Here is a 13275-nt window from a genome sequence, read left to right on the forward strand (position 1 = left end):
AATATTTCTATATTTATCACCAACTTCCCTTCTTCTAAAATAAACAGATAAGGTATCTATTTTTATCTCCGGGTTTATACCACCCGAAACTATTTATACCAATCAGCATGCTATGAAAAGACCAATTGTACAAGAGTCACAAAATGTAACTGACTACCCGAATAACAATACCATATTTACTGTGTGGAAGTTTAAACATCATTCAGAAATCAAACCTGCTTTCGAAGAACTGTGTGGTTTGGTAGCTAATTTAAATCATTCATACATTATACGGGTTCCGGGCGGACGGGTAAGCTGCGTAATGGGCATCGGTCATGATGCATGGATTCAGCTTTCATTACCTGCACCACTGCCAAAAGAACTCAGCAATTTTGAACCGGTCAGCGGATCAAAACATACTGCTGTAGCTACCCCCGGAGACCTCCATTTTCATTTACGCAGTACTGATATGTCGGCCTGTTTTGATATGCTTACTGCAATAACTGATGTATTATCGCCTGTTGCAGATTGTCTGGAAGAAGTACATGGCTTTAGATATTGGGATGGACGCTCTATACTTGGCTTTGTAGATGGCACAGAAAATCCTGTGGGTGATCAGCGCCGCTTCTTTGCTACAGTTGGTGATGAAGACCCCGATTATAAAGGTGGTAGTTATCTTTTTGTGCAGAAATATCTGCACAACATGAAGGGCTGGACACAACTACCTGTCGAAGAACAGGAAAAAGTAATTGGACGGTATAAGATGAGTGATATTGAGATGTCTGATGAGGTAAAACCAGATAACTCCCATAGTGCTCTGGCTGCCATAGAAGACGAAGATGGTAATGAGCTTAAGATAGTCCGCGATAATATGCCTTTTGGAAATCCTGCAAAAAATGAGGTGGGCACCTATTTTATCTCCTACGCCAACACCTTCAGTACCACCCGCAAAATGCTTGAACGAATGTTTATTGGTGAACCTTCGGGAAATCATGACAGAATACTGGATTTCAGTACTGCTCATACTGGTAGCCTGTTCTTTGCTCCGTCAATGAATATGCTCAAAGCATATACAGCAGATAGTAATACCTAATTGAAATGTCTGAAGATTTTAAGAAATACGGTGAGCTGTTCCTTGTAGATGAAGAGCACTTTGGCGAACTGTTCTCTTTGCTTAAAAGTGTTAAGTTTAAGAGATCGGATTTCTTTTTGCAGGAGGGAGAGAAATGTCAGTACCTGGGCTTTGTTGAAAGCGGAACAATGAGAAGTTATTATGTCAATGAAGACGGAGTTGAAAAAAATTTCGACTTCCATTTTAAGCATAATTTCTTCACGGACTATGAAAGTATATTATGTGATAAAAAATCCAATATGAATATACAGGCAGTGGAAGAAGCTGAAGTTTTGCTGCTAAATAAAAATGAACTACAAAAACTGTATCATAAGGAAGCTTACTGGCAACAATTTGGCCGAAGAATGACAGAAAAAATATACCTCGGTGCAAAGAAAAGAATTGAGGATTTACTCTATTATTCACCCGAAAAAAGATATCTGAATCTGTTAAAGGAGAACCCGCTGGTATTTGAAAAAATACCTCAGAAATTTATCGCAAGCTATCTTGGAATTACTCCGCAATCGCTTAGCAGGATACGTAACAGAATTAGTCATTAATTAACTTAGGTGAACGTTTATTGGATTTTAAGACCATAAGTTTGTTTGACAAAAACAACATAAAACTATGGAAGCAAAGGATCTGACCATTATTTTGGTTCACGGTGCCTGGGGCGATGGTTCCCATTGGCAACACGTAATACCTTCACTGACAAAAGAAGGTTATAAAGTACGTTCAGTACAAAACCCATTAACCTCTCTTCAGGATGATATAAACAAGACTTTAGATCTGATCGATGCCCAGGAAGGAAAAGTACTACTGGTGGGGCACTCTTATGGCGGAGCAGTAATTACCGGTGCAGGAAATCACAAAAATGTAGTGGGTCTGGTATATATTGCTGCTTTTGCACCAGATGAAGGTGACAGTCTGGGCAGCATATTTGGGCGCAGAGAACAACCATCCGGCGGAGCTGCTATATACCCGGATGCAAAGGGCTTTTTATGGATCAAATATGATGAGTTTCACCAATCATTCTGTCAGGATTTAAATGAAACTGAAGCGCTGATTATGTCACTGGCTCAAAAGCCAATCCACAGCAGTGCTTTTGGAGATAAAATGGGTACTCCTGCCTGGAAAACAAAACCAAGCTGGTATCAGGTCTCTGCTCATGATCACATGATTCCGCCAGCCACTGAACAAGAGATGGCAGAAAACATTAAAGCAAAAAAAATCATTCATTTAGATGCTGGTCATGCTTCATTGGCTTCTCATCCAAATGAAGTTACCGGATTGATTTTAGAAGCTGCCGGAACCTTATAAAAATTAATTGATGAAGCAGGTGTGATCCTTTTTAAATAAGTATCACACCTGCTTTTTCCTGAGATAGCGCTACAGATCCCGGATATATCGTGCCAGATCACTTTCAACACTACTGGAACTCTTTTCCAGGTGATTCACTATGCTTTCGCGCTCTGCTTCAGATTTGTTCTGACTTAATTTTTTCTGCCCCTGCAAATCCGACACTTCCAGTTCAAAGGCCACTATCCCCCGTATCATTCCCTTTTTAAACTTATCTGTAAGACTATCCCATTGTTGCAGATAATCAGGGTCATAGAACTTTATCATCTTTTCCAGCTCCTGAATTTTAGCATTTTCGTCTGTCACAATCTTTGCTTTTCCATAAGCATGTACTGCAATATAATCCCAGGTCGGTACACTTTCATATTTGCTGTAATGCACAGGCGAAATATAAGCATGTGGTTCTGTAAATATAACCAGAGAAGTGTTTGCTTCTATGTATTTAGTCTGCTCATTGGCAATGGCAAAATGAGAACTCAGCACGAGTTTACCCTTACTGTCATCTATAAAAAAAGGTAACTGCGTAGCTACCGGAACATTGTCATTAGCTGTAATTATAGTAGCGAAGCTATATTGCTTCATAAAAGCGATTTTCTCTGGCTCGCTTCCGAATTTAAACATATTGGGTATAAACATGATATCGCTCTTTATTTTTTAATATACAAAATCTGGCAACTTATTTTTATTATCCGGCAAACTTCCTGGTCCCTGCAACACAAAGAATTACTCCTGCTGTGACACCTAACATCCCTATACTAACCGGCTCGTGGAGCAAAGTTGCCGCTAGTGCCAGTCCAAAAAGCGGTTGCAGCAATTGTAACTGCCCTACTGTCGCAATTCCCCCCTGGGCCAACCCACGATACCAGAAGATAAAACCAATGAACATACTGAATAACCCAATATAAGCCAGGCTAAACCAGGCTGCCATACTAACCTCTCCAAATGATTCAGGTTGTAAAAAGAATACCAGAGGAGCCATTAGAGGCAGCGACAATACCAATGCCCAGGAGATTACCTGCCAGCCTCCCAGCGTCTTTGACAGCTTAGCACCTTCTGCATAACCAAGGCCACATAAAATGATGGCCAGCAGCATCAGCATGTCTCCGGTAGGAGAAGCAGCAAGTCCCTGCGCAATTGCATATCCCACGACCAAAAGACTTCCGGCAATTGAAAAAAGCCAGAATACCGGACGTGGCCGTTCTCCACCACGCATGATACCAAATACAGCAGTCGCAAGAGGCAACATCCCCAGAAAAACAATGGAATGCGCAGAAGTAATATGCTGTAAAGCCAATGCTGTCAATAATGGAAAACCGACAACTACTCCCGACGCAATAACCAGCAAATGGAGAATCTGCTTACGGGAAGGCCGCTTTTCTTTGAAGATCAGCAATGCGCAAAGTGCAAATAAGCCACCAATGGTTGCCCGGGCAACTGTAACAAATACAGGATCAAGATCTAAAACGGCTACTCTTGTAGCTGGTAGTGATCCACTGAAGATAACGACACCAATAAAGCCATTAACCCAACCGGCTGAGGTGCTTTCTGTGGGTTTGCTCATACATACTTCTCTCATACAGATAAAATTTAAATACAAAATTGCAGCATAGCATTCAACAAATACAGTCTCAGTTTTATATATTTATATGGACACAGTTAGACATTAAGCATGAGCAAATCTTTTATATATGATGAAATAGCAAATAAAATTGCCTTTCAGATTAGAAATGGAATTCTAAAGGCCGGAGATAAGTTACCTTCAGTCAGGACATTATGCCAGGAACATGGTATTAGTATGAATACCGCAAAACGGATATTTCTGGAACTGGAAGCTCAGTCATTAATTGAATCAAAACCGCAATCGGGCTTTTTTGTCAGTAAGTTACTTTACCTGAACCTGCCACTTCCGGAGATCAGTCGTCCTTCATTAATAGCCAATAATACGGAGCCTAATGAATTAATTACCAAGGTCTATTCTAATATGGGCCGTGAGGGTGTGACCCTTTTTTCCATCAGTGTTCCTTCAGGCAATCTTTTGCCTTTAGCCAAATTAAAAAAAGAAATTCTGTATGCTACACGGGAACTCAGAGAAGGAGGAACTGAATATGAACCTCTTCAGGGTAATGTTAAATTGAGGCGAATGATTGCCGCAAGATCCCTGGCCTGGGGAGGAAACCTGCATGAAGACGACCTGATCACTGCCAGCGGGGGCATGAATTCTATATCCTTCTGCCTTATGGCTCTGGGAAAACCAGGAGATACCATCGCGATGGAAAGCCCATGTTATCCGGGAACTTTTCAACTTGCTATAAGTCTGGGATTTAAAGTATTGGAATTACCAACACATCCGGTTACAGGACTAGAAATAGAAGCCTTAAAGAAAGCTATTCCTAAAATCAATCTTTGCTTTTTAGTCCCGAACTTCAATACGCCATTGGGCAGCTGTATGCCCGATGAACATAAAAAGGAAATTACTGCACTTTTAGCAAAACATGGTATTCCACTTATTGAAGATGACGTATATGGTGATCTTTATTTTGGTTCACAACGTCCCAAATGCTGCAAATCCTTTGATCTGGAGGGGAATGTTTTATGGTGTAGTTCTGTTTCCAAAACTTTGGCACCTGGATACCGTGTCGGCTGGATTGCCCCCGGCAAATACAAAGATAAATTACTGAAATTAAAGCTTGTTCACTCCATAGCATCTGTATCTCTCATCCAGGAAGCAGTAGGCAATTTTCTAAAAACCGGCAGATATGAAAATCATTTGCAGCAGCTGCGCCGCACTTTAAAGAATAATTATCAGAATTATGTACACACCATAGCCGAGCATTTTCCTGAAGGAACAAAAACAAGCAGACCACAGGGAGGTCTGGGGCTCTGGCTGGAGCTTAATAAACAGACTGATACAACAGAATTATATGATCTGGCCATCAAGAAAAATATCAGCATTGCTCCCGGACGTATGTTTACTTTACAAAATCAGTTTCAAAACTGCATGAGACTCTGTATAGGTTTGCCCTGGTCTGATGACATAAAATTCAAACTAAAACAATTGGGGAGCCTGGCAAAAATGATCAGATAGATTATCACTAGTATCAAATTTATTATATTTAATAACTTATGTAAAACGATGGGCTACAAATCAAAATCTATTTTGCTGAAGACCGGCATAATTAGTTATGCAGAACTACCGGATGACGATCTTATTGTCGGGCTAAGAGCTGGAGACAAACATGCTTATACCGAAATTTACAATAGATATAAAAATGTACTGCAGAACCACGCCTACAAAAAGCTAGGCGATTTTGAAGAAGTAAAGGATGTTTTACAGGAGCTTTTCACCCAACTCTGGGTTAAAAGAGAAGAGTTGCAAACTACCAATTTATCAGGTTATCTCTATGTTGCCATCAGAAACAAAATATTCAATTTACACGCACACAGAATAGTAAAATCAAAATATATTGAATCATTAGAAGAATATATAGATAGTGGTAACTTTTCAACTGATAACAGAGTAAGAGAAAAAGAATTTACAGAAATGATCAATAAAGAGATTGATGCACTCCCTTTAAAGATGCGGACAGTTTTCTTATTGAGCCGCAGTAAGGGGTTCTCTCATAAAGAAATTGCGGAAACCTTAAATATTGCGGAGCAAACCGTATCAAAGCAGATTACCAATGCCTTGAAAATCCTGCGTATGAGATTTCAGGTTTTCTTTTTTTTATTTCTCTCTTCCAGTCATTTTCCTCTTCATTCTATGGTTTATTGTCTGATCAGTTTAAGAAGGATTTTTCTTTTCAGATATGGATAAACAAAGAGCACAGCTATTGTTAAAAGCATATCTGGCGGGAACATGCACGCCGGAAGAAAAAGCCTTGCTTGAGTCCTGGTATCAAAAAACAGAAGGGAAAGAACTGCCGGTAATAACGCAGCAAAAATGGGATAATCAGCTGGAAGAAATATGGGCCGGTTTACCGGTTCATCAGGAATCCAGGAAATTTTGGCAGTCATCTTATTTCGCCGCTGCTGCAATTATACTACTCTGCCTGATAACCGGCCTGTATTTTTTTTCTGCAAAAAATACTGTTCCATCAAAAACGAATCAGCTAACTGTTAACGACATACCTCCGGGAAGCAATAAGGCTATCTTAACTTTAGCTGATGGCTCCAGAATAACTTTGTCCGGCACTTCTCAGGACAAGATTGTGACAGAAAATGGAATTATAATCTCCAGAACCACAGACGGTCAGCTAATTTACCGGATTAGTACCGATAATAATGAGCACAGAACACCGGGTTATAATTCTGTTGAGACTCCAGTTGGTGGCTCTTATATGATTATTTTACCTGATAGTACAAAAGTCTGGCTGAATGCTGCCTCTATGTTGAAATATCCATTACAATTCCTGGACCAGCGGCGCGTTGAATTAAAAGGAGAGGCATATTTTGAAGTCGCTAAAAATAAAAAGAAACCATTTATTGTGTATACTCCTACCCAGCAAGTCAGCGTTTTGGGTACTCATTTCAATATAAATTCATATACGAATGAACCAGATGTACAAACCACCCTTCTTGAAGGATCGGTAGTTGTAAATGTATTAAATCAGCAATCCACTACGACGGAGTCAGTAACCTTGAAACCGGGTCAGCAAAGCAGACTTCAGGCAGGAAAACTGACAGTGGGTATGGTGGATATAAATAAATCCGAAGCCTGGAAAAACGACTTTTTCGTGTTCAAAGATGCCGATATCCAAACGGTCATGCGAGCAGTTGAAAGATGGTATAATGTAGAGGTTGTCTATCAGGGAGCACCACCGAAAAGATCATTTTCAGGTGAAATTTATCGTAACATCAATCTTAAAGAATTTCTCGCCATACTGGATTTCAATAATGTACATTTCCATATAAATGGAAAAAAGATATGGGTTACTCCATAGCGCCTGATCTTGTTCACTAAAAAATATTTGATCTGTATCTACCTGCTTAACAAGGGTTAGCTGTCTTGTTTATATTGGATGATTATCCAGTATAACCTAACATTAACCATTATGAAGACTAAAACATTTACACTGATCACAGCTGCATTGCTGTTGAGCCTTAGTGCATGTAAAAAACAAAACAATGCGGAAGATGCTCAGACATTAACCCCAGAAAACTGTCATTGCGATATTGAGCAGGCTTTCCCCAATACAAAAGGTGAGATTGTCACTATCGGAACAGGAAAAAATTCCATTAAACTGGTGAAAAAAGAAGGCGTGTACATTATGGGAGGTGACATGGTATTAACAGATCAACAGGTTGCCTATCTCAGACAAAAAAATGATCCCCAGGCCGTTAGAACCGAAAGTATTACGGTCAATACACTGGCCAGAACCTGGCCGGATGGCATCATTTATTATGATCTGGATGATAATCTGTCCAGCAGAAAACTCGCCTGGATCAGCGGAGCCATGGCGCGCTGGAAAAGACAAACAAAGATTACTTTTGTTAAACGGGTAAGCCAGACAAATTATGTTCATTTTACATCGGGTGATGGTTGTTCTTCCAATGTTGGAATGACAGGTGGCAAACAGAATATCACCCTGGGCAATTGCTCTGAAGGTAAAGCAATGCATGAGATCGGACATGCTGTAGGACTTTATCATGAGCAAACCAGATCAGACCGGGACCAATATATTGTGGTTATTGATAGTAATATAACTGATGGCGCTGAGCATAACTTCGACATCAGTACGACACATACATCAGTAGGTACCCTTGATTTTGGTTCGGCCATGATGTACGATTCTTACGAGTTTTCTAAAAACGGATTGCCTACCATGACAAAACTGGATGGCTCAACATTCACTAAACAAAGAGATAGTCTTTCAACCGGCGATTTAGCAGGCATTGCCAGCCTGTATCCATAAAATTCCTGAATAAAACATTAAAGAAGCTGTTTCTATATCAGAAACGGCTTCTTTACCCTTCCCTTCATTTTGGCTACAACAACTTCCAATATGGCAACATCAGATATCTCACCTCAGCCCACCTTTGTACTGTAAAACTTATTCAAAGGAAAATGAAAACAATATTCATTACAGGGGCCTCAACAGGCCTGGGAAAAGCAACAGCAAAATTATTTGCCTCAAAAGGCTGGAAAGTTATCGCTACTATGCGTAACCCCGAAAACGAAAAAGAACTGAATTTAATAGATCATATTACTTTACTGCCATTAGATGTGACTAATCCGGAACAAATTGCAGAAACCACACGAAAAGCTATTGCTTCGGGCAATGTTGATGTTGTGTTTAACAATGCCGGTTATGGATTAATGGGACCACTGGAGTCAACTACAGATGAACAGCTGGTACGACAGCTAGACACCAATATTCTGGGTGTAATACGGGTTACACAGGCATTTATACCTTATTTCAGAGAAAAACAAAGCGGACTTTTTATAACGACCACTTCTATAGGCGGACTAATTACCTTTCCATTCAGTTCTGTATATCATGCTACTAAATGGGCCCTGGAAGGCTGGAGTGAAAGTATGGCATTTGAGCTGAACAAAATTGGTGTGGGCATCAAAACTGTTTCTCCCGGAGGTATTAAGACAGACTTTCTGAATCGTTCTGCTGATATGTCGGCACATCCGGCCTATGAAAAATGGGTAACCCAAATGTTTTCAGCTATTAATGAAGATCATTTTACTCCGGCCGGGCAAATTGCTTCAGTGGTATATGAAGCAGCTACAGATGGTAAAGATAAACTAAGATATGTTGCAGGCGAAGATGCACTGGCACTTTACGCTCAACGTTCACAACTGGGGGACGAGGCTTTCAGAAAACAAATGGGACAGACATTTTTAGCAGATTAAAAATTTATCTTTATAAAGTGAAAAAGGAAACACCTATTCCATATCAGTTCAATTCTATATCCGACTTACACCGGGTGCTGGGTTTACCAAAACCTTTGCATCCGCTGGTAAGCCTTGTTGATAATACTGAAATAGCTGTGGAGAAAGACCAGTTACCAGCTTCATTTCTGCTTAATTTTTATAAGATTTCCTATAAGAAAGGGATCAGCGGAAAAATAAGATACGGACAAAACTATTATGACTTTGATGAAGGCGGAATGGCTTATACCTCACCTAATCAATTACTTGCCATTACTGATGATGCCGAATATCAGGGCCGAACTCTGCTTATTCATCCGGATTTTATCAGAAACTATCCATTAGGGAAAAGTATCAAAAAATATGGTTTCTTTTCTTATGACATCCACGAAGCACTGCATCTGTCAGATAAAGAAAAATCAATTATCCTTAGTATTTTCAAAAACATTGAGGATGAACTCCAGTCAACCATAGATGATTTTAGTCAGGATGTAATTGTCACACAGATTGAATTGTTACTGAACTATAGCAATCGTTTTTATAAACGTCAGTTCATTACCCGCAAAGCTGTAAGTAATGATTTACTGACCAAAGCAGAAACTTTACTTGATGACCATTTCAGTGACGAAAATGCGCTCCTGAAAGGTCTGCCCACAGTACAGGATCTTGCGGAGAACCTCAATGTATCACCGCGTTATTTAAGTGATATGCTCCGTTCTTTAATCGGACAGAATGCACAGCAGTATATTCATCAGAAATTAATTGAAAGAGCTAAGCAAATGCTATCTACCAGCAATTCGTCAGTTGCTGAAGTAGCTTATCAGCTGGGCTTTGAACATCCGCAGTCTTTCAATAAACTGTTCAAGAGAAAAACTAATTTATCTCCTCTGGAATTCAGACAATCATTTAATTAATATCTCATCCTGATAGCGCACTGACATCATTTTTCTTACATCATCAAACCTCAATTTCGCTGAATTATAAAGCCTTGCTCTTATCTTTATAATTAATAATGAAGTCAATTATTCCATTTTCTGAAGCCTGTGCTTCAAGAAAATGTTCTTGCATCTTCAAAACATTTGTCCTGATATAGTCGGAGTTTAATTCATGAACATGTCTGATCATTGTTGATGAAGAATCTTTCGAAATATCTCCAACGATTCCAATACCATGATATTTTACTCTACTGGAAATACCAGGCATATCACTGGTTGTACTCCAGGGATAAACCAAAACTGGAACACCATATAACATAGCTTCCCTCACAGATCCTGCTCCTCCATGCGTGATAAATATTTTTGTCTTTTTTAATAGGGTAAGCTGTGGTAATGTCTTATAGATAAATATATTTTTCGGCAGCAAATCTTGATTAAACTCCTCAAATAAGTTTCCTAATCCAAGGATGAGTGTATATTCAGGTAATTGTGTAAATGCTTCTATAACCCTTGTGTAGAAGTCATATCCACCCTTATACCAGCTGCTTAATGAACCTAAACTACATAGAGCAATATCTTTATCTGTGTCAATTTTTAACCAGTCAAACTCTTTTTCTTTCCTGTTTGTATTGACAAAGCCTCCAACAAAAAATGTTTTTTCATTAATTACTCTCGGAAAATCAAATGCTTTGGGAAAAAATATGAATTCAATAGTTGAATACGACCTATAATTTGAAACCCTTTTTTTCCTTGACATATATGGCTTATCGGGAAGTTTCAGTAATTTCAAAATTCGGTTATAATAACTCCTCCGCACCAGATTCTCTCTTATTTCAACTAAAAAACCAAGAGATATGCTGAGCCATTCAAACTCAATTTCAACCAGAGAAAGTAAACTCTTTCGGGGGACAGTAGGACTATTATAAGGTGGAATTAATGTGTATTTATCCTCACAGGTACTTACTTCAATACCTATTGACGGAGTGTTTCTGGCTAAAAGAAAAAGAGACCAGTCCCAGAATCCCACTTCAATAAAAAACAAGACAGGATCATATTTCTCGAATAATTTCTCTACAACCATATTTAGCTCCAGCTCATCATTTTCCTGTAATTTGTTCAACTGTTCAAAACTATATTCATGATATAATATAGCCTGTTCAAACTTTTCCGGCAGAGCATAGATTATATTATAACCTCTGCTTTTCATTTTGCCTGCAATACCAAATGTTGGAATTACATGGCTTATATAGGGTGATAGAACAATGATTACATTTTTACTCATGCACAATCTGGTTTTTAAATAGTTCTCTTATCTCCAGGTTCTCCGCAAAACCAACCATTGACCTAAGTTCAGTAACCTGACCATCTTTCATCAATAAGACATGATCTAAATCTTTGATACAACTAAAGCGGTGACTGATTATCAATAAAATACAATCTTTACTACGTCTCTTCTGAATATTTTGAATTATTAAGTTTTCACTATGGGAATCTAATGCTGATGTCGCCTCATCTAAAATCAGAATATCTGAATTTCTTAGCAGCGCCCTTGCTATGGAGAGTCTCTGCTTCTGTCCACCAGAAAGGTTATCACCATTATGCCCAATCATTGTGTCGAATTTTGACTTAAGCCCATTAATGATTACAGTGAGACCTACAATATCACAGACTTCACAGATTTCCTCAAAAGTGGAATCTCTGGCCCCGTATTTTAAATTTTCGAGAATTGTTGCATTAAAAATCAGAGAATCTTGTGTAACCAGAGATACTTTTTTGCTGATAAAGTGTCTGCTCAGGTCATTCAATGAAATGCCATTAATTTTTACAGTCCCCGAGTTAGTGGGATATAACTTACATAGTAAATTTATAAATGTACTTTTCCCACAACCGCTTTTACCTACTAGTGCATAACTCGCCCCTTTTTTAAGCTCAATATTTAATTCATCGATAATAGGCTCTGTACGTTTTTGATAAAAAAAAGATACATTTTCAAATATCAGGTGGTCAATCTGTTCAATTTTATGTTCATGCGCTATAAATTCCGTTTCAATTGCCTGATCAAAAACGCCATAGACACTTTCTATAGCTACTTTAAATTTCACTAACTCGGTATTTAACTCAGTCAGTTCGCTTATTGGTGAAAACAGTCTGTTCAGATATTGAAGAAAAGCTACGAGAGAGCCAATAGACATTGTACCAGCTATAATATCTTTTCCACCTATTCCAAAGACTAATAAAGGCGATAGTGCAATGATAAAAGTTGCAGAATTTCTTCTTATAGAAGACAGCTTATCTGCACTGAACCACGACCTGGAAAGGCTTACTAATTCAGTACTTAATTGCTTACCTTCTTCAGAGAAAGTATTAAACAATTTAATAAGCCTTATATTTTTTAGTCTTTCATAAAAGAAGTCATTTAATGCCTCATTTTGTTCGTTCGCAGCTTTAAACAAGTTTTTGACTTTAGCTTTAAGTTTGTAGTTAACAATTAGCAAAAGTGGCACGAGTATAATTGAAACAAAAAAAAGCTTAGCGTTTAAAGTTGTCAGCATAATTGTTATGCCTATAACAGTCAACAAATTGTTTAGAGACTTTATTAAGTTATTAGTAATAAAAGATTCAATATATTCAATTTGAGTATTCAATTTATAAACTAACTTCCCATTAGAATTGTCATGAAAAAACAGCAGCGGCTGCCTGATAATATGATCAAATAATCGGGATCTTAACTGACTGGTAATGTGAATCCCTACCCGAGTCTGGGTAATATCTGCAAAGTAATTTGCAACAACCCTGATTATATAGCATATAGTCAATATAACCAGCAACTCGAGTAGCAGATTATAATCTTTAAATGGAAAAACCTTATCTATAATAATTTTAGTTATATAGGGTGAGAGTAATGATATTGAGGAGTTCAATAGCACAAGCAAAAACAGCGTAGTCTGTTTTTTCCATTGAGATTTGATCAACTCAAAAATTATATGATATGTTTTTTCCATTTTCAAACT

At 38.4% G+C, this 13275-nt stretch carries 13 protein-coding genes; 9 read left to right on the top strand and 4 right to left on the bottom strand.

From position 1 onward, the window contains the following. Positions 1 to 112 precede the first annotated feature (112 nt). The 3 genes from PL_RS08470 (at position 113) to PL_RS08480 (ending at position 2410) form a co-directional block, all read left to right on the top strand. Complete coding sequence (locus PL_RS08470; RefSeq protein ID WP_041880924.1) at positions 113 to 1072, top strand: Dyp-type peroxidase; 960 nt, start codon at positions 113 to 115, stop codon at positions 1070 to 1072. A gap of 5 nt (positions 1073 to 1077) precedes the next feature. Next, the gene (locus PL_RS08475; RefSeq protein WP_052496210.1) at positions 1078 to 1650 is read left to right on the top strand and encodes a Crp/Fnr family transcriptional regulator; all 573 of its coding nucleotides are present in this window, start codon (positions 1078 to 1080) and stop codon (positions 1648 to 1650) included. Positions 1651 to 1717: 67 nt separating this feature from the next. Next, positions 1718 to 2410, top strand: a complete 693-nt coding sequence (locus PL_RS08480) for an alpha/beta hydrolase (RefSeq protein ID WP_041880922.1) — start codon at positions 1718 to 1720, stop codon at positions 2408 to 2410. 69 nt (positions 2411 to 2479) lie between these two features. Here the strand turns inward: PL_RS08480 and PL_RS08485 are convergent, their stop codons facing one another. Then, positions 2480 to 3085 (bottom strand): FMN-binding negative transcriptional regulator, encoded by a 606-nt coding sequence (locus PL_RS08485; RefSeq protein ID WP_041880919.1) that lies wholly within the window; start codon positions 3083 to 3085, stop codon positions 2480 to 2482. Positions 3086 to 3134: 49 nt separating this feature from the next. Further along, positions 3135 to 4025 carry a DMT family transporter gene (locus PL_RS08490; RefSeq protein WP_052496209.1) on the bottom strand — a complete coding sequence of 297 codons (891 nt, stop codon included), beginning with the start codon at positions 4023 to 4025 and terminating at the stop codon, positions 3135 to 3137. Positions 4026 to 4118: 93 nt separating this feature from the next. On the opposite strand from PL_RS08490, the gene PL_RS08495 reads away from it, so the two are divergent. The 6 genes from PL_RS08495 to PL_RS08520 all read left to right on the top strand — a co-directional run bounded on the left by PL_RS08495 (position 4119) and on the right by PL_RS08520 (position 10243). Continuing rightward, complete coding sequence (locus PL_RS08495) at positions 4119 to 5534, top strand: PLP-dependent aminotransferase family protein (RefSeq protein WP_041880915.1); 1416 nt, start codon at positions 4119 to 4121, stop codon at positions 5532 to 5534. Between the two features lie 48 nt (positions 5535 to 5582). Further along, a complete protein-coding gene (locus PL_RS08500) occupies positions 5583 to 6263 on the top strand; it encodes an RNA polymerase sigma factor (protein ID WP_082035883.1) in 681 nt (226 codons plus the stop codon). Next, on the top strand, positions 6256 to 7389 hold the full coding sequence (locus tag PL_RS08505) for a FecR family protein (protein WP_041880912.1): 1134 nt from the start codon (positions 6256 to 6258) through the stop codon (positions 7387 to 7389). The genes PL_RS08500 and PL_RS08505 overlap by 8 nt, the downstream gene beginning before the upstream one ends. A gap of 111 nt (positions 7390 to 7500) precedes the next feature. Continuing rightward, the gene (locus PL_RS08510; RefSeq protein ID WP_160292091.1) at positions 7501 to 8361 is read left to right on the top strand and encodes a M12 family metallopeptidase; all 861 of its coding nucleotides are present in this window, start codon (positions 7501 to 7503) and stop codon (positions 8359 to 8361) included. Between the two features lie 152 nt (positions 8362 to 8513). Further along, positions 8514 to 9311 (top strand): SDR family oxidoreductase, encoded by a 798-nt coding sequence (locus PL_RS08515; RefSeq protein WP_348621444.1) that lies wholly within the window; start codon positions 8514 to 8516, stop codon positions 9309 to 9311. A 17-nt stretch (positions 9312 to 9328) separates the two neighbouring features. After that, positions 9329 to 10243 (top strand): helix-turn-helix domain-containing protein, encoded by a 915-nt coding sequence (locus PL_RS08520; protein ID WP_041886382.1) that lies wholly within the window; start codon positions 9329 to 9331, stop codon positions 10241 to 10243. Between the two features lie 64 nt (positions 10244 to 10307). Here PL_RS08520 and PL_RS08525 read toward each other — a convergent pair whose 3' ends face one another. Next, positions 10308 to 11546 carry a nucleotide disphospho-sugar-binding domain-containing protein gene (locus tag PL_RS08525; protein ID WP_041886384.1) on the bottom strand — a complete coding sequence of 413 codons (1239 nt, stop codon included), beginning with the start codon at positions 11544 to 11546 and terminating at the stop codon, positions 10308 to 10310. Beyond that, positions 11539 to 13266, bottom strand: coding sequence for an ABC transporter ATP-binding protein (locus tag PL_RS08530; protein WP_041886386.1), 1728 nt, complete (start codon positions 13264 to 13266; stop codon positions 11539 to 11541). Before PL_RS08530 ends, PL_RS08525 begins: the two co-directional genes overlap by 8 nt. Between the last annotated feature and the right edge of the window lie 9 nt (positions 13267 to 13275).

The organism is Pedobacter lusitanus, from assembly GCF_040026395.1.
Lineage (GTDB): Bacteria > Bacteroidota > Bacteroidia > Sphingobacteriales > Sphingobacteriaceae > Pedobacter > Pedobacter lusitanus.